Source organism: Paraburkholderia atlantica (assembly GCF_009362785.1).
Classification (GTDB): Bacteria; Pseudomonadota; Gammaproteobacteria; order Burkholderiales; family Burkholderiaceae; genus Paraburkholderia; species Paraburkholderia atlantica.
The window spans coordinates 224,299-241,030 of sequence record NZ_WHNQ01000005.1 but is presented as its reverse complement, the minus strand read 5'-3'; the positions used below and the strand labels follow the sequence as shown (position 1 = coordinate 241,030).

Sequence of the window (16,732 nt, the reverse complement as noted above, 5' to 3'; positions counted from 1 at the left end):
TCGCCCGATCGCCGAGGCGCACTGACAGTCCGCCCCGTTGATGCTCAGATCGACGCCGCCGCAATCCGTACCGCATGAAAATTCTCTTCTACGCACCGCACACCGAAGCCGCCGCGTGGCTGCACGACTTCGCGCGCGCTTTGCCCGCGGCCGAGCTGCGCGAATGGCAGCCCGGCGACAACGCGCCAGCCGATTTCGCGGTGGTCTGGCGTCCGCCGCGCGAGATGCTGGCCGGCCGCACGACGCTGCGCGCGATCTTCAATCTCGGCGCGGGCGTCGATGCGATTCTCGCTCTCGAACGCGCGCACCCCGGCACGTTGCCGCCCGAGGTGCCGCTGATTCGCCTCGAAGATACCGGCATGGGCGCGCAGATGGCCGAGTATGTAACGCATGCGGTGCTGCGCTATCTGCGCCGCTTCGACGAATATCAGATGCTGCAGGGCGAGCGCCGCTGGAAAGTGCTCGAGCCGCATCCACGCGCAACGTTCACGGTGGGCGTGCTCGGGCTCGGCGTGCTCGGCACGCAGGTCGCGCAAACGCTCGCTTCGTTCGGCCTGCCGGTGCGCGGCTATAGCCGCAGCGCGAAGCAGATCGACGGTATCGCGACGTTCGCCGGCGACGCGCAGTTCGATAGCTTCCTCGACGGCGCGAAGGTGCTCGTCAATCTGCTGCCGCATACACCCGACACGGAAAGCGTGCTGAATGCGCGAGTCTTCTCGAAGCTCGCGCGCGGCGCATATCTGATCAACGTCGCGCGCGGCGCGCATCTGGTCGAAGCGGATCTGCTCGCCGCGCTCGCGAGCGGCCAGCTAGCCGCCGCGACGCTCGACGTGTTCCGCGAGGAACCGCTGCCCGCCGATCATCCGTTCTGGCGCGAGCCGCGCATCACGATCACGCCGCACACGTCGGCGCTGACGTTGCGCGAGGACAGCGTCGCGCAGGTCGCGGACAAGATCGGCGCGATGATGCGTGGTGAGGTGGTAAGCGGCGTAGTGCAGCTGGAACGCGGCTACTGAGTGAAACCCGCGCCCGCGCAAGTCGCAAAGGCGCGGGCTGAATTGAAATACGGCAACGCGACAGCACCCATCCGGTATGGGACTGCGATAAAGCCGCATCGGATCGGAGACACATCATGTCGTTACCGCAACAAGTGAAAATCGTCGAAGTGGGTCCGCGCGACGGACTGCAGAACGAGAAGGAATTCGTCCCGACTGCGACCAAGATCGAACTGATCAACCGACTGTCGGCGGCGGGTTTTCGCAACGTCGAAGCGGCGTCGTTCGTGTCGCCGAAATGGGTACCGCAGATGGCCGACGGCGCCGATGTGATGACCGGCATCGAACGCCGCGCCGGCACGATCTACTCGGTGCTGACGCCGAACCTGCGCGGCTTCGAAGGCGCGCTCGCCGCCCGGGCCGACGAGATCGTGATCTTCGGCGCGGCGAGCGAGGCGTTCTCGCAGAAGAACATCAACTGCAGCATCGCCGAGAGCATCGAGCGCTTCGCGCCGGTTGCCGCAGCGGCGAAACAACATGGCTTGCGAATTCGCGGCAGCGTGTCGTGCGCGCTCGGCTGCCCGTATCAGGGCGAGGTGCCGGTCGCGTCGGTGCTCGACGTCGTCAAGCGCTTCGCGGCGCTCGGCTGCGACGAGATCGATATCGCCGACACGATCGGCGTCGGCACGCCGAAGCGCACCCGCGAGGTGTTCGAGGCGGTGACCGAAGTATTTCCGCGCGAGCATCTGTCGGGACATTTCCACGACACCTACGGCCAGGCGCTTGCGAACATCTACGCGGCGTTGCTCGAAGGCATCGAGATTTTTCATGCGTCGGTCGCGGGGCTCGGCGGGTGCCCGTACGCGAAGGGTGCGACCGGCAACGTCGCGACCGAAGACGTGCTGTACCTGATGAACGGCCTCGGCATCGAGACCGGCATCGACCTCGCCCAGGTGGTCGAAATCGGCGACTTCATTTCGAACGCGATCGGCCGGGCCAACGTGTCGCGCGCCGGCAAAGCGCTGCTCGCGAAGGCGCGCAGCGAAGCGAATACCTGCGTATAAACGCTCCATCCATCTTGAATCAGGATTCCAACGATGAACGACCTCGCGTCCTTCGACTCCGACGATCTCGCCGCGCTGCCCGACTCGGCACGCCGCGTCGCGCTGCTGCTGCGCGAACGCGGTCACGCGGGACGAATCGTGATGCTGCCGGAAACCGGCAAGACTTCCGCCGAAGCGGCCGCTGGACTCGGCTGCTCGGTCGCGCAGATCGCGAAGTCGATCCTGTTCCGGCGCCGCGAAGACGACGCCTCGGTGCTCGTGATCGCGAGCGGCGCAAATCGCGTCGACGAAAAGAAAGTGGCCGCGCAAGTCGGCGAGATCGGCCGCGCGGATGCGAAGTTCGTGCGTGAAAAGACCGGCTATGCGATCGGCGGCGTGTGTCCGGTCGGTCATGCGACCGAGCCGGTCACGCTGATCGATGCCGATCTGCTCGAGCTGGAGAGCCTGTGGGCGGCCGCTGGTCATCCGCACGCGGTGTTCAACCTGACCGCGCAGGAGCTGATCGCGCTGACGGGCGCGCCGGTCGTCGATGTCGCGTTGCGCGAGACGGCCTGAACACGATGGCGAGCAGTAAGCCTTACGAACAAAAAGCCGGCGACGGCTCCGTGCCGTCGCCGTGCATCAACGTGTGCAGAATGGATGCGTCGACGGGCTGGTGCGAAGGGTGCCTGCGCACGATCGACGAAATCGCCCGCTGGTCGACGTTCGACGGCGACGAAAAGCGCGCGGTGTGGGATGCGATCGAAGCGCGCCACGCGGAATTCATCTCTAGCCGCACGACATCGGCGACGAAGGAGAAGCAATGAAAGCCGCGCCGCGCGTCGTCACGCTCGGTGAGACGTTCAGTTCGACGCTCGAGTTGTCGGCGGATTCGATCAAATCGTTCGCAACGCTCGTCGTCGATCTGAACCCGCTGCATCACGATGAAGCGTATGCCGCGCAAAGCCGCTTTGGCGGGCTGATCGCGTCGGGCACGCAACCCACCGCATATTTCATGGCGTTGCTCGCCACGCATTTCTCTACTTACGCGCAGCCGCTCGGCCTCGAATTCGATATCAAGCTGAAGAAGGCGGTGCAGGCGCACGACACGCTGACGATCACATGGCGTGTGCGCGACGCTCACTGGAAGCCGAGCCTGAACGGTGACCTGACCTACCTCGAAGGCACGGTGGTCAATCAGCGCGGCGATCTGATGTTGACGGCTACGTCGACGATCCTCGTGATGCCGAAGCCCGACGCGGTCGAGCACGCGCAATCGAGAACGGCCACCCCATGATCGCACTGCCCGCATCGATCCAGGTGTTCGAGCGCGGCTGGCTGTCGTCGAACAATGTTCTGCTCGTCGACGACGCCTGCGCGGCGCTCGTCGATACCGGCTATGCGACGCACGCTTCGCAGACGGTCGCGCTGGTGCGCAACGCGTTGCACACGCGGCCGCTCGATCTGATCATGAACACGCATCTGCATTCGGATCACTGCGGCGGCAACGCGCTATTGCAGGCCACATGGCCGTGCCGCACGCTGATTCCATCATCCGAAGCCGATGCCGTGCGCGACTGGGACGAAGCGCGCCTCAGCTTTCGCGCGACCGGTCAAACCTGCGAGCGCTTCGGCTTCACCGGCACGCTCGCACCCGGCGCACACGTGCGGCTGGGCGCGCTCGACTGGCAGGTGCTCGGCGCGCCGGGCCACGATCCGCATTCGCTGATGCTTTATTGCGCGGACGAACGCTTGCTGATCAGCGCGGACGCGCTATGGGAAAACGGCTTCGGCGTGATCTTTCCCGAACTCGAAGGCGAAAGCGGATTCGCCGAGCAGCAGGCCGTACTCGACATGATCGCGACACTCGACGTGCGGGTCGTGATCCCTGGCCACGGCGCGCCGTTCACGCATGTCGGTCCGGCGCTCGAACGCGCGATGTCGCGCGTCGCCTGGTTGCGTGCCGACCCCGCGCGCAACGCGAAGAACGCGCTGAAAGTGCTGATCGTATTCAAGCTGCTCGAAGTCCGCGAGATGAGCGTGGAGACACTTTTACGCATGCTCGACGACGCGTCCGTGATGCGCGCCGCCGCGTCGATGCTGAAGCCACGCAGCGAATGGCCAACGCTGCTGAAGGGAATGATCGGGGAACTCGCAGCGAACGGCGGACCGCTCGAAGTGGACGGCACACGCATTCTCGCGCGGCGTTGAACGTGTGATCGGCGCATGCGGCCGGTGCAGTGGAACAGCGTACCGGAACCCAAAACCGTTACTACAAAAAGAAAGCCGCTCGACAAGGCGAGCGGCGGAACATCTGTGTGGACGTGATCAGCGTCGACATCAATGATACCCGCGCGAATATTCGCAACGCATCGGTGATTTCCCTACAGAAAATTGACACCGCGTTTTACAAATGCATACATCTTCTGTCATCAAGCCGCGTTAGGCGTTCGATGCACATGCCTTATTCCGGAATCCCTGGCAATATCCGATCGCGCGCCGAATCGGCATTACGTGGATGACAAGCGCTTTTTCTGCGGCACGATCCGCCACCCGAGATTGACGCCCGCCGCCGCCAGCAGAATCAGCACGGCGCCAAGCACCTGAATCCATGCGAGCGTCTGTCCGAACGCAAGCCGGTCGACGATGATCGCGACCACCGGATAGATGAACGACAACGCGCCCGTCATCGACGTCGGCAGCTTCTGGATCGCGCCATACAGCAGCACGTACATGAGACCGGTGTGGACGACGCCGAGCACGACCAGTTCGAGCCACTGCACGCCGCTTGCCGGCAACGCGTCGAAGCGCACGAATGGCGCGAGCAACAACACGCCGAGCGACACCTGGATCAACGCGAGCAGATGGGGCGGCGTGCCCTTCAGCCGCTTCGTGATGATCGACGACACCGCGTACATCGCCGCCGCACCGACCGCATAGGCGACGCCGACCAGATATTGCCCCGGCACCGCGAGCACGGCCGGCTCGACCTTTACGACGAACACCAGCCCGACGAACGCGACCACGAGCCACGCGATCGTCGATGCGCTGATGCGCTCGCGAAACACCAGCGCGCCGAGCCCGACAAGCATGAATGGCTGCGTGTTGTAGACGGCCGTCGCCATCGAAATCGACGCGCGGGAATACGCCGCGAACAGCAGCACCCAGTTCACGACGATCGCCGCGCCGCCGAGTAGTGCGAGGCCGAGCATCTTCCACGAAAACAGCTCGCGGCGGAACAGGCCGAGCACGGCGCACACGAGCGCGAGCGTCGCGCCGCCGAAGATGCAGCGAAAAAACACCACGTTAAATGGGCTTTGCTGCGACGACACGACGAGCCAGCCGATCGTGCCCGACATCAGCATCGCGATGCTCATCTCGGCCGCGCCGCGGCGGATGTCGCTGGACGAACTGCTCGTGGTCGTCGCTGAAGCCTTGTTTGAAGCCATGATTCGATCCCGGATTGATGACTACATGACTTGCAGTGTAAATAATCCGCGCGCCCGAATACATGGCTAAACTTAAGCGTCACTGCACTTCTACCTCGTAAACGAAGGCCATCATGAGCAAACGCCTTGCTTCGATCGCACCGATAGCACTCGACGACACCGACCGCGCACTGCTCGCCGCGCTCGCGCAGGACGCGCGTCAGCCGGTCAGCGAACTCGCGCGCGTCGTTGGCTTATCGCCGCCCAGCACGGCCGAGCGCGTGCGGCGGCTGGAAGCGCAGGGCGTGATCGAGCGCTTCACCGTGCAGATCGATCCGCGCGCGCTCGGCTTCACGCTGCAGGCGATCGTGCGCGTGAAGCCGCTGCCTGGCCAGCTGCATCTGGTGGAGGAAGTGATCCGACGCATTCCGGAGTTCGTCGAATGCGACAAGGTGACCGGCGACGACTGTTTCATCTGCCGCCTGTACCTGCATTCGATCGAGCAGCTCGATGAGATCCTGTCGAAAGTGACCGAGCGCGCGGAGACCAGCACCGCGATCGTCAAGTCGACGCCGGTCACGCGGCGGCTGCCGCCGCTCGGCTGACAAAGCTCGAACGAGGGCCGCGCGAAGCGGCCTGTCGCTTATTGTTCAACCGCCTCGAAGAACGACAGCATCTCGGCGACCAGTTCCTCCGGCGCTTCCTCGGGCAGATAGTGCCCGCACGCTAGCGCGCGACCGCTCACGTCGCGCGCGACACGCCGCCATTCGTCGAGCGCATCGAAGCATTTTTCGATCACGCCCTTGTCGCCCCACAGCACGCGCAGCGGACAGCCGATCTTGTTGCCGCGCTCGATATCCGCGCGATCATGTTCAAGGTCGATGCTCGCCGACGCGCGATAGTCCTCGCACATCGCGTGCACCGCGCCCGGTTGCGCGAGCGCTGCGCGATAGGCGTCGAGCGCGGCGGGATCGAACGGCGCGAGGCCCGCGTGACGTGCGCCCATCACCGCGTCCACATAGGCGGCCGGATTCGCGCCGATCAACGTTTCGGGCAGCGGCTCGGGCTGAATCAGGAAGAACCAGTGGAAGTAATGCGTCGCGAACGTGCGGTCAGTGGCTTCGTACATCGCGAGCGTCGGCGCGATATCGAGCAGCATCAAACGCTCGACCGCATCGGCGTGATCGAGCGACATCCGGTGCGCGACGCGCGCGCCGCGATCGTGCGCGCAGACGAGGAAGCGCTCGAAACCGAAGTGGCGCATCACCGCGACCTGGTCGGCGGCCATAGCGCGCTTCGAATACGGCGTGTGCCCGGCATCGCTCGACGGTTTGCCCGATGCGCCATAGCCGCGCAGATCGGTTGCGATCACCGTGAAGTGCTGCGCGAGCGGTTCGGCGCAGCGTTCCCAGATCAGATGCGATTGCGGATGGCCGTGCAGCAGCAGCAGAGGCGGCCCGGCGCCGCCCTTCACTCCGAAAATATCGACATCGCCGACGGCGACACGAAAAGGCGTGAAATTTTCGAAGGCCATGACGTCTCGTTGATCGTTTGAGGTCCGTGCATTGTAGAAGGCCGGCAGGTCCGTGCGAGGTGGGATAACCCACGCAGACACGGAACCTGAATACTCCTTCGAACCGTTTCAAACGGACCACCGAGCGGGGGTCGTCCGCTTCGCCTATAATCGAACGACCGTTCTTAAATGATTGCCACGATTTCGGCATGCCGGTTTGGTGCGATTGCCACACGCATTCGCCGGTCGACATCCCGCAAGCCGCGTGCCGCTAAACTCATCCATGCCCCCGGGCGCCCCGTCGCACCGGTTTGCCCAATCTGGAGATTCGCACCATGGCACTGCCCGCCGTTCTGCAAAACCTCGCGCTGCCCGTCGTCGCTTCACCGATGTTCATCGTCAGCTATCCCGAACTCGTGCTGGCACAGTGCAAGGCCGGTATCGTCGGCTCGTTCCCCGCTCTCAACGCGCGCCCGGCCGAGCTGCTCGACGAATGGCTCACGCAGATCCAGGCGCAACTGGCCGAACACAAGGCCGCGAACCCGGATGCGGTGATCGGCCCGATCGCGGTCAATCAGATCGTTCATCAGTCGAATGCGCGGCTCGAGCACGACGTGCGCGTCTGCGTCGAGCACAAGGTGCCGGTCTTCATCACCAGCCTGCGCGCGCCGGCGCGCGAGATCGTCGATGCAGTGCATAGCTATGGCGGCATCGTGCTGCACGACGTGATCAATCTGCGTCATGCACAAAAGGCGCTGGACGCCGGCGTCGACGGGCTGATTCTGGTTGCGTCGGGCGCGGGTGGCCACGCGGGCACCACTTCGCCGTTCGCGCTGGTCGGCGAGGTGCGGCGCATTTTCGACGGCCCGATCGTGCTGTCGGGCTCGATTGCGAACGGCGGCTCGATTCTCGCCGCGCAGGCGATGGGCGCGGACCTCGCGTACATGGGCACCCGCTTCATCGCGACCAAAGAAGCGCACGCGGTCGACAGCTACAAGCAGGCGATCATCAACGCGAAGGCGTCGGACATCATCTACACGAACCTGTTCACCGGCGTGCATGGCAACTACATCCGCGAGAGCATTCTGAACGCGGGACTCGACCCCGACGCGCTGCCCGAATCGGACAAGACCAAGATGAACTTCGGCAGCGAAAAAGCGAAGGCGTGGAAGGACATCTGGGGCGCGGGCCAAGGCGTCGGCCTGATGGACGACGTGCCCGACGTCGCCGAACTCGTGCGGCGTCTGAAGAAAGAATACGACGACGCGAAGGCGCGGCTCGGCATCGCGCGCTGACGTGTCGAACGGGAGCGGGCCGGGCCGCCCCTCGCGGCCTACATATTCCGCCGATACTGCCCGCCCACCTCGAACAGCGCGTGGGTGATCTGCCCGAGCGAACATACGCGCACCACGTCCATCAACACCGCGAACACGTTGCCGTCGTCGATCACCGTGCGCTTCAGGCGTTCGAGCGCTTCAGGCGCGGCGTTGCGATGGCGCGTCTGGAAATCGCGTAACCGCCGCAGCTGACTCTGTTTTTCCGCGTCGGTGGACCGCGCCAGCACCAAAGGCCGCGGCGCTTCATGCGGATGCGAGCTCAGGAACGTGTTCACGCCGACGATCGGATACGAGCCGTCATGCTTGCGATGCTCGTACAGCATCGACTCGTCCTGAATCCGTCCGCGCTGATAGCCGGTTTCCATCGCGCCGAGCACGCCGCCACGCTCGGTGAGCCGCTCGAACTCGGCGAGCACCGCTTCCTCGACCAGATCGGTCAGCTCATCGATCACGAAGCTGCCCTGATTCGGATTCTGGTTCTTCGCCAGCCCCCATTCGCGATTGATGATCACCTGGATCGCGACCGCGCGGCGCACCGATTCCTCGGTCGGCGTCGTGATCGCTTCGTCGAACGCATTGGTGTGCAGCGAGTTGCAGTTGTCGTAGATCGCGATCAGCGCCTGCAGCGTCGTGCGGATGTCGTTGAAATCGATTTCCTGTGCGTGCAGGCTGCGTCCTGACGTCTGCACGTGATACTTGAGCTTCTGGCTGCGCTCGTTCGCGCCGTAGCGCTCCCGCATCGCGATCGCCCAGATGCGTCGCGCGACGCGGCCGAGCACCGTGTACTCCGGGTCCATGCCGTTCGAGAAGAAGAACGACAGATTCGGCGCGAAGTCGTCGATCGACATGCCGCGCGCGAGATAGGCCTCGACGTATGTGAAGCCGTTGGCGAGCGTGTAGGCGAGCTGCGAGATCGGGTTCGCGCCGGCCTCGGCGATGTGATAGCCCGAAATCGACACCGAGTAGAAATTGCGTACGCCGTGTTCGACGAAATACGCCTGGATGTCGCCCATCACCTTCAGGCTGAATTCGGTCGAGAAGATGCAGGTGTTCTGCCCCTGGTCTTCCTTCAGGATGTCGGCTTGCACGGTGCCACGCACGTTTTCGAGCGCAGCGCGGCGCGCTGCGGCGAGTTCGGCTTCGCTCAGCGGGCGGCCTTGCTGTTGCTCTTTCAAAGCGATCTGCTGGTCGATCGCGACGTTGAAGAACATCGCGAGGATCGTCGGCGCGGGGCCGTTGATCGTCATCGACACCGAGGTTTCCGGCGAGCACAGGTCGAAGCCGTCGTACAGCGTCTTCATGTCGTCGAGCGTCGCGACCGACACGCCCGAATTGCCGACCTTGCCATAGATGTCCGGGCGCTCGTGCGGCTCCTCGCCGTACAACGTCACCGAGTCGAACGCGGTGGATAGCCGTTTGGCCGGCATGCCTTCCGACAGCAGCTTGAAGCGCCGATTGGTGCGCTGTGGATCGCCCTCGCCCGCGAACATGCGCGTGGGATCCTCGTTCTCGCGGCGAAACGGAAATACCCCGGCGGTGAACGGGAAATAGCCGGGCAGATTGTCGAGCATCAGCCAGCGCAGGATCTCGCCGTGATCGACGAATTTCGGCAGCGACACTTTGCGGATTTCGGAGCCGGACAGCGTCGTGACCGTCAGCGCGGTGTGGATTTCGCGATCGCGGATGCGCACCACGTGTTCGTCGCCGGCATAGGCGGCCACTGTTTGCGGCCACGCATCGAGCAGCTTGCGTTCGCGCTCGCCGAGCGCGGCGTCGCGTTGCTCGATCAGCGCGTCGAGCGACGCGGCGTCGTTGCCCGCCTCGCCGAGCATGCGGCGCGTCTCGACGAGCTGCCAACGCTCGCGCGCGATCTGCGCCTGCGCGTCGGCTCGCTCGCGATAGCCGCGCACCGACTGCGCGATGTCGGCCAGATAGCGCACGCGCGCGGGCGGCACGATCGCGTGCAGGTTGCTCGAAAAGCGCAGGCCTTCCGGCGCACCCAGCCGTGCGCCGCCGTCGCGCAGACCGTGTGTGCGCAGCGCAGCGGCGATGCGCAGGTACAGCGCGGTCACGCCGTCGTCGTTGAAGCGCGACGCGATCGTGCCGAATACCGGCATCGCGTCGGGCGATGTCGCGAAGTCCGCGCGATTGCGCTGCACCTGCTTTGCGACGTCGCGCAGCGCATCCTGCGCGCCTTTGCGATCGAACTTGTTGATCGCGACGAAGCTCGCAAAGTCGAGCATGTCGATCTTCTCGAGCTGGCTCGCGGCGCCGAACTCCGGCGTCATCACGTACAACGATTCGTCGACGAACGGCACGATCGCCGCATCGCCCTGACCGATCCCCGAGGTCTCGACGACGATCAGATCGAAACCCGCGACCTTGCACAGCATCAGCGCGGCGGGCAGTGAATCGGAGAGTTCGGTCGAGGCCTCGCGCGTCGCCATCGAGCGCATGTAGACGCGGGCGCCGCCACGGTCGCCGCCGCCCCAATCGCCGATCGCGTTCATGCGGATGCGGTCGCCGAGCAGCGCGCCGCCGGATTTGCGGCGCGACGGATCGATCGCGAGCACGGCGATGTTCAGCGTGTCGTCGTAGTCGAGCCGGAAGCGGCGGATCAGCTCGTCGGTCAGCGACGATTTGCCCGCGCCGCCGGTGCCGGTGATGCCGAGCACGGGAACCCGCGTGGTTTGTGCCAGTGTCGAAAGCTGGTCGCGTGCGGCGGCGTCGACGCTGTTCGTTTCGAACGCACTGATCAGTTGCGCGAGGCGGCGGAAGATCGGCGCGGCGGGATCGGCGGTGTGCGAGCCCGGGGGAGTGCCGCCGTTCGGAGCATTGGTCTCGAAGCAGAGCGGCAACGGCCGCGCGGCCAGCTCGGCGAGCCATTCGCGCACCGGCGTCGGCTGCGCCGCATCGGCCGCGCGCGCGCCTTCGACGCAGCGCGCGATCATGTCGTCGATCATGCCTTGCAGGCCGAGCCGCTGGCCGTCGTGCGGCGAGTAGATCCTTTCGACGCCGTCGCGCTCGAGCGCGGCGATCTCCTCGGGGACGATCACGCCTCCTCCGCCGCCGAACACCTTGATGCGCTCGCCGCCGCGCGCACGCAGCAATTCGACGAGATAGCGGAAGTATTCGTTGTGGCCGCCCTGGTAGCTCGACACGGCGACGCCGTCGGCGTCCTCGTTGAGCGCGGCGGTCGCGACTTCGGCGACGGAGCGGTTGTGGCCCAGGTGGATCACCTCGGCGCCGCTCGCCTGCAAGATGCGCCGCATGATGTTGATCGACGCGTCGTGGCCGTCGAACAGTGCGGCGGCGGTGACGAAGCGCAGGCGCCGGCCCGCCGGCAGTTCGTGGCTGCCGGCACGCTGCGGCGTGGACAGATCGGTCATGTCTCCCCCAATTCATTTAACTGATGGGTGTTGACAGTCAGTATATAGAAACGGGGTAAGACGGCGCCGGGGCGCCGGGCGGCCGATTGGCGGCGTCTGTTAGGTGCTTCGTGCAACGCTACCGCACAGCCAACGCCTTGATCTCGTCGAGCGACGGCCACAGCGATTCGTTCGCGAACCGCGCCGCCAGAAAATCGACGAACGAGCGCACCTTGGCCGACAGATGCCGCCGGCTCGTGTAGACGACGTGGATCGGCAGCTCGCGCGGCGGCACTTCGTCGACGAGCAGCGGCACGAGCCGTCCTTCCGCGAGATCGCTGCCGATCACCTCGGTGCCCAACATCGCGATGCCCGCGCCGTGCAGCACGACCACGCGCTGCGCCTCGAGCTGGTTGACGATCAGGTTGCCCGACAGGCGCACGCGCGAGCTCGCGTCGCCGGTCGCGACTTCGAGCGCCGACACGCCCGCGTACTGCAGATAGTTGTGGCGCGCGAGATCGGGGACGCTCTTCGGCGTGCCATGCTTGCGCAGATAGGCGGGCGACGCGCACAGCACCAGATGCGCGGTCGCGATCTGCCGCGCGATCAGCGACGACGACTTGAGCCCGCCCGGCGACGCGCGGATCGCCACGTCGAAACCCTCGTCGATCAGCTCGACGACGCGGTCGGACAGTGTCATGTCGACGGTGACCTGCGGATACTGCTCGGCGTAGTCCGCGACCGCAGCCATCACGTGATTCAGGCCGAACGCCGACAGCGACGACACCCGCAGCCGCCCGTGCGGCACGACGCTCGCCGCGCCGACCGCCTGGCCGGCCTCGTCGAGCTCGGTGAGCGCCTGGCTCAGCCGCTCGTAGTACTCGCGACCCGCCTCGGTCGGCGCGACGCGGCGCGTGGTGCGGTTCAGGAGCCGCGCGCCGAGCTGTTGCTCCAGATGCATCACGTGCTTGCTCGCCATCGCCGCGGACATCTCCATCTTCTCTGCCGCGCCGACGAAGCTACCGGCTTCGACCACGTGGCGAAATACTTTCATGCTGACGAGGGTGTCCATCTGAGTCGCTCGCTTCAGGAATCAATCGACGCCATTTTGCCGGGTTTATCAAAGGAACGGCAGCAAACGCTCGTATTCGACTGCGCCGAAAACGACAAAGCCCGCGTTCCGGGCGGAACGCGGGCTTTTGCGGTGAGACCGGGAAATCGAGCTCAGAACTTCGCGCGCAACCCCGCGCCGTAGGTGTTGCCGCTCGACTGGCCGGTGATGTGGTCATACATGTACGCGGCGTAGACGTCGGTGCGCTTGGACAGCGGATAGTCGTAGCCGACCGCCGCCGTCTGGCGCGTCTGGTTCGAACCGCCGCCGTTACGCGAATACGCATACGATGCCATCACCGAGCCCGGCCCGAACGGCACCGTGACGCCACCTTGCCCCGTGTTCACATGCCAGCTCGTGACCTGCTGGTCGTTGTACGTGTACATGTACTGGCCGTACAGCTTGACGAACTTCAGGTCGTACGACACGCCCGCCTGCGCGACGCTCTGGCTGCGCAGACCCGGCACGCCCGAGGTTTCGAAGCTGCCGAGGTCGCCCGGCACATTGTTGAAGTTCACGTACTGATACACCGCGGTCGCCGCGAACGGGCCGTGGAAGTACAGCACCTGGCCGCTCCACTTCTTCGCGCCGTTCTGGGTCGTGTTGCCGAGCGCGTACATCGCCGTCGCCGACAGGCCGTTGAAATTCGGCGTCGCATACGACACTGCGTTGTTCCAGCCCGAGTCGCCGGTCACGCCCTGGTCGGTCGTGTAGGTCGGGAACGTGCCGAGGCCGAGGTACACGTGGGTGACCATCGGCGAGAACACGTACGAATCGACGAACGGGTTGAACAGGATCGTCGATACGAACAGCGGCGTCGTCAGCCGGCCGGCGGTCACCGTGCCCCACGGCGCTTCGATACCGACGTACGCGTTGCGCGAGAACGTCGTGTCGCCGGTGAAGCGGCCGTACTCACCGGTTTGCGCGCGGAAGAAGCCTTCGATCGTGAAGATCGCCTTGTAGCCGTTGCCCAGATCCTCGGTCCCCTTGAAGCCCCAGTAAGACGTCGACATGCCACCGCCCGACACGACTACCGCGGTCTTGCCACCCGGAAACTTCTGCGCACCGACCCATTCGTCGACCTGGCCGTAAAGCTGCACGCTCGATTGCGCAAATGCCGACGATGCGCTCGCCAGCGCGGCGACGCATGCGGTGGCCTTCAGAGTAGTCTTCAGCACGGTGCTGAGGCTTGTGTTCATGGGTTCTCCAATCTTTGTCAAAAAGGTGTGGCTGTGCGAAAGGGGCGCTCGCGCGAAACGTTGTTGTTATCCGTTCGATCGTCGAGTCAATCTGGGCGCGTCCATCTTTGCGGACCATTTTTATGAACAAAAATATCGCTGCTTATTGCGGGTATATCGGTCCGATTAGTTTGGTCGGTTATCGGCTTGATACGACACTTTTGAGCGGACGGTGGCGCGCGCGGCGAACGCAATGCGGCATGCGGCGAACGGCGCGCCACAGCGTGTTAGAACGCCTTAAAGGACGGGCCGATGACGCGACGCGGCAGAATGCCAAGATTTGACGCTGACCGATACTTCGATGCCGAGCGTTTTCAAAAAAGTGTGGCGTCGAAACGTCAGATTCGGCGCTCGGTCGCAGAGGAAGGCGCGCGAGGGATCGCGGGAAGGGATCTGGAAGAAGGCTTTTGCGACAGGGAGATGGGTCGCGTCCCGTGTAAAGCCGACAGCTCACCCGTTCAGGTAGCGGCGAACGTGGCCCACATGGCGCAGAACGATCAGGTAAACCGCGCTCAGCTAATTGCGATAGGGTGAACCGCCCGGCTGCCGCGGATCGTCGGCTGGGCGTTGCATCGGACGCGGGGCGCCGCGCTCTTCGTTATAGCGGGCGACGTCGGCGCGGATCGAGCCGTTGCGCATCGGCATATTCGACGGGGGATGCGGCACCGGACGCGACTCCGCGCTGACCGGTGTGATCGCGCCGGCATAGCTGGACGGATCGCCAACACGGCGCATGCCGGACTTGTAGCTGCCGAAGCCATAACCGAAATTGGCGTCCGCGATATTCGGATTGCCGCGCTGCGCGCGTGAGTCACGAGCAACCATCGGATCGCGCGAGCCGCGCGGACCATGCGCACCACCCGCGTCGGCGTAATGGCCGTCGCCGCGCATCTCCATGCGCGGCGGGTGCCCGCCAGCGTGATGCGAATCAGCACCGCCGCCATGCGGCCCACCCGGCCCCTTCGCATACGCGAACGAGCACAGCACGACGATGACCGCGCCCCACGCCCAGTGCCTCGTTCTCGACAACCCGTCCACCTTTGTGACTCTCACGCCCGAAGACTTGCCTGAAATCCACCGTTCGAGCTGCGATGGACCTGTTGCGGGAGGAGAAAAGCGCCGCGTGGCTGCCGCGGCGCAGGGCATCCCTGCGGCCTTTGACTGAGTAATTTATGGGCGTGGGGAGAGGGTGTCGAGCCAAAAAGTGTTAGGTCTCGTCGGTGGATGTAACACCCTGTTACTGCGGCGTTTTTCCGCGCTAGAGCCGTTGTGCGGGTGAGCCTTTACGGCTTGCCGGGGGGCGTTTTCGCTTATCCCGCACCAGCGCTGTTTGTTGCAAATAAACGCCGCCTGCCACGTCAATGGGTAAACGGTTTGTCGCGAGGAAGTACGTCGCCAATACTGAAGTTCGGCGTGTCGCGTTAGTCAATGCACAAACTTCATTAATCGATTCGGCAAATGAATTTGCGTTTTCAATCGAATTTCGACAACAATAGCCGCTTTCCATTGATACGGACCGCGCCCTCACAGGCCCGTCCCGTGCTGACACCGCATCATTGAGTTGAGATTGCGACATGGCCCGCCCGAAATTTCTGCCCGATAACTTCACCCTGTGCCTCGTCGGCACCGTGATCCTCGCCAGCTTTCTGCCCGTGCATGGGCAGGCCGCCGTGGGGTTCAACTGGGTGACGAACCTGGCGGTCGGCCTGCTGTTCTTCCTGCACGGCGCGAAGCTGTCACGCGAGGCGATCATTGCGGGCGCGACGCACTGGCGCCTTCACGTGGTGGTGCTGCTGAGCACGTTCGCGCTGTTTCCGCTGCTCGGCCTCGCGCTTAAACCGGTCCTTTCGCCGCTGGTCACGCCGTCGCTCTACGCCGGTGTCCTCTTCCTCTGCACGCTGCCATCGACGGTCCAGTCGTCGATCGCGTTCACGTCCATTGCCAAGGGCAACGTGCCGGCCGCGGTATGCAGCGCGTCCGCGTCGAGCCTGCTCGGCATCTTCGTCACCCCAGCACTCGTCAGCCTCATCGTGACGAATCAGGCTGCGAGCGGCGGCGCGTCGCCGTGGCATACGATCGGCAACATCGTGCTGCAACTGCTCGTGCCGTTCGTGGCCGGCCAACTGCTGCGCCCGCTGATCGGCAAGTGGATCGAGAAAAACCGCGGCGTGCTGAAGTTCGTCGACCAGGGCTCGATCCTGCTCGTCGTGTACGGCGCGTTCAGCGAGGCCGTCACCGAAGGCCTGTGGCACACGATTCCGCTTTCGGCGCTCGGCGGCCTCGTCGTGGTGAGCTGCGTGCTGCTTGCGCTCGCGCTGGGCATGACGATCTTCGCGAGCAAGCGGCTCGGCTTCAACCGCGCGGACCAGATCACGATCATCTTCTGTGGCTCGAAGAAGAGCCTCGCCGCGGGCGTACCGATGGCCAAGGTGATCTTCGCGTCGCACACGGTCGGCGCCGTGGTGCTGCCGCTGATGCTTTTCCACCAGATTCAGCTGATGGTCTGCGCCGCGCTCGCGCAGCGCTGGGGCGCCCGCGACCTCAGCGGCGAGGGCGAGGCCGCGGCTCGGCGACCCGCCGCCGCCGTCGCGCGCCGTTGAAAACACCTGCGATGCGAACAGGACATTCATAAGCGCCCTCCCTGAGCGTCGTTTCGATCGTATGAAGCAAGCCGCCCTCGGGCGGCTTTTTCTTTTGGC

General features: G+C 64.7%; 16 protein-coding genes. 10 read left to right on the top strand and 6 right to left on the bottom strand.

Annotated features, from left to right (window positions below):
- Positions 1–74 precede the first annotated feature (74 nt).
- From GCT19_RS09770 to GCT19_RS09745, 6 genes are all read left to right on the top strand, one after another.
- A complete protein-coding gene (locus tag GCT19_RS09770) occupies positions 75–1,016 on the top strand; it encodes a 2-hydroxyacid dehydrogenase (protein ID WP_152851755.1) in 942 nt (313 codons plus the stop codon).
- A 116-nt stretch (positions 1,017–1,132) separates the two neighbouring features.
- A complete protein-coding gene (locus tag GCT19_RS09765) occupies positions 1,133–2,059 on the top strand; it encodes a hydroxymethylglutaryl-CoA lyase (protein WP_152851754.1) in 927 nt (308 codons plus the stop codon).
- Positions 2,060–2,092: 33 nt separating this feature from the next.
- Positions 2,093–2,614 (top strand): YbaK/EbsC family protein, encoded by a 522-nt coding sequence (locus tag GCT19_RS09760; RefSeq protein ID WP_152851753.1) that lies wholly within the window; start codon positions 2,093–2,095, stop codon positions 2,612–2,614.
- 5 nt (positions 2,615–2,619) lie between these two features.
- Entirely contained in the window at positions 2,620–2,865 is a 246-nt protein-coding gene (locus GCT19_RS09755; RefSeq protein ID WP_152851752.1) for a DUF1289 domain-containing protein, read from the top strand.
- A complete protein-coding gene (locus tag GCT19_RS09750; protein ID WP_152851751.1) occupies positions 2,862–3,335 on the top strand; it encodes a MaoC family dehydratase in 474 nt (157 codons plus the stop codon). The genes GCT19_RS09755 and GCT19_RS09750 overlap by 4 nt, the downstream gene beginning before the upstream one ends.
- Positions 3,332–4,249 carry an MBL fold metallo-hydrolase gene (locus GCT19_RS09745; protein WP_152851750.1) on the top strand — a complete coding sequence of 306 codons (918 nt, stop codon included), beginning with the start codon at positions 3,332–3,334 and terminating at the stop codon, positions 4,247–4,249. The genes GCT19_RS09750 and GCT19_RS09745 overlap by 4 nt, the downstream gene beginning before the upstream one ends.
- Before the next feature lie 299 nt (positions 4,250–4,548).
- On the opposite strand, the gene GCT19_RS09740 is transcribed toward GCT19_RS09745, so the two are convergent.
- Positions 4,549–5,487, bottom strand: coding sequence for a DMT family transporter (locus tag GCT19_RS09740; protein WP_013088189.1), 939 nt, complete (start codon positions 5,485–5,487; stop codon positions 4,549–4,551).
- A 113-nt stretch (positions 5,488–5,600) separates the two neighbouring features.
- On the opposite strand from GCT19_RS09740, the gene GCT19_RS09735 reads away from it, so the two are divergent.
- Entirely contained in the window at positions 5,601–6,071 is a 471-nt protein-coding gene (locus GCT19_RS09735) for an Lrp/AsnC family transcriptional regulator (RefSeq protein ID WP_018436828.1), read from the top strand.
- A gap of 38 nt (positions 6,072–6,109) precedes the next feature.
- Here GCT19_RS09735 and GCT19_RS09730 read toward each other — a convergent pair whose 3' ends face one another.
- A complete protein-coding gene (locus GCT19_RS09730) occupies positions 6,110–7,000 on the bottom strand; it encodes an alpha/beta fold hydrolase (RefSeq protein WP_152851749.1) in 891 nt (296 codons plus the stop codon).
- A gap of 314 nt (positions 7,001–7,314) precedes the next feature.
- Between GCT19_RS09730 and GCT19_RS09725 the strand changes: the two genes are divergently transcribed.
- Positions 7,315–8,274: an NAD(P)H-dependent flavin oxidoreductase gene (locus tag GCT19_RS09725; protein WP_018436830.1), complete on the top strand. Its 960-nt coding sequence runs from the start codon at positions 7,315–7,317 to the stop codon at positions 8,272–8,274.
- A 38-nt stretch (positions 8,275–8,312) separates the two neighbouring features.
- Here the strand turns inward: GCT19_RS09725 and icmF are convergent, their stop codons facing one another.
- The 3 genes from icmF to GCT19_RS09710 all read right to left on the bottom strand — a co-directional run bounded on the left by icmF (position 8,313) and on the right by GCT19_RS09710 (position 13,994).
- Positions 8,313–11,705 (bottom strand): fused isobutyryl-CoA mutase/GTPase IcmF, encoded by a 3,393-nt coding sequence (gene icmF / locus GCT19_RS09720; RefSeq protein WP_152851748.1) that lies wholly within the window; start codon positions 11,703–11,705, stop codon positions 8,313–8,315.
- Between the two features lie 118 nt (positions 11,706–11,823).
- The gene (locus GCT19_RS09715; protein ID WP_152851747.1) at positions 11,824–12,756 is read right to left on the bottom strand and encodes a LysR family transcriptional regulator; all 933 of its coding nucleotides are present in this window, start codon (positions 12,754–12,756) and stop codon (positions 11,824–11,826) included.
- 152 nt (positions 12,757–12,908) lie between these two features.
- Positions 12,909–13,994 carry a porin gene (locus GCT19_RS09710; RefSeq protein ID WP_013088183.1) on the bottom strand — a complete coding sequence of 362 codons (1,086 nt, stop codon included), beginning with the start codon at positions 13,992–13,994 and terminating at the stop codon, positions 12,909–12,911.
- 122 nt (positions 13,995–14,116) lie between these two features.
- On the opposite strand from GCT19_RS09710, the gene GCT19_RS09705 reads away from it, so the two are divergent.
- Complete coding sequence (locus GCT19_RS09705; RefSeq protein ID WP_152851746.1) at positions 14,117–14,317, top strand: hypothetical protein; 201 nt, start codon at positions 14,117–14,119, stop codon at positions 14,315–14,317.
- A 232-nt stretch (positions 14,318–14,549) separates the two neighbouring features.
- Here the strand turns inward: GCT19_RS09705 and GCT19_RS09700 are convergent, their stop codons facing one another.
- The gene (locus tag GCT19_RS09700) at positions 14,550–15,071 is read right to left on the bottom strand and encodes a hypothetical protein (protein WP_035491777.1); all 522 of its coding nucleotides are present in this window, start codon (positions 15,069–15,071) and stop codon (positions 14,550–14,552) included.
- Positions 15,072–15,607: 536 nt separating this feature from the next.
- On the opposite strand from GCT19_RS09700, the gene GCT19_RS09695 reads away from it, so the two are divergent.
- Positions 15,608–16,633, top strand: coding sequence for a bile acid:sodium symporter family protein (locus GCT19_RS09695; protein WP_152851745.1), 1,026 nt, complete (start codon positions 15,608–15,610; stop codon positions 16,631–16,633).
- The last annotated feature ends 99 nt before the right edge of the window (positions 16,634–16,732 follow it).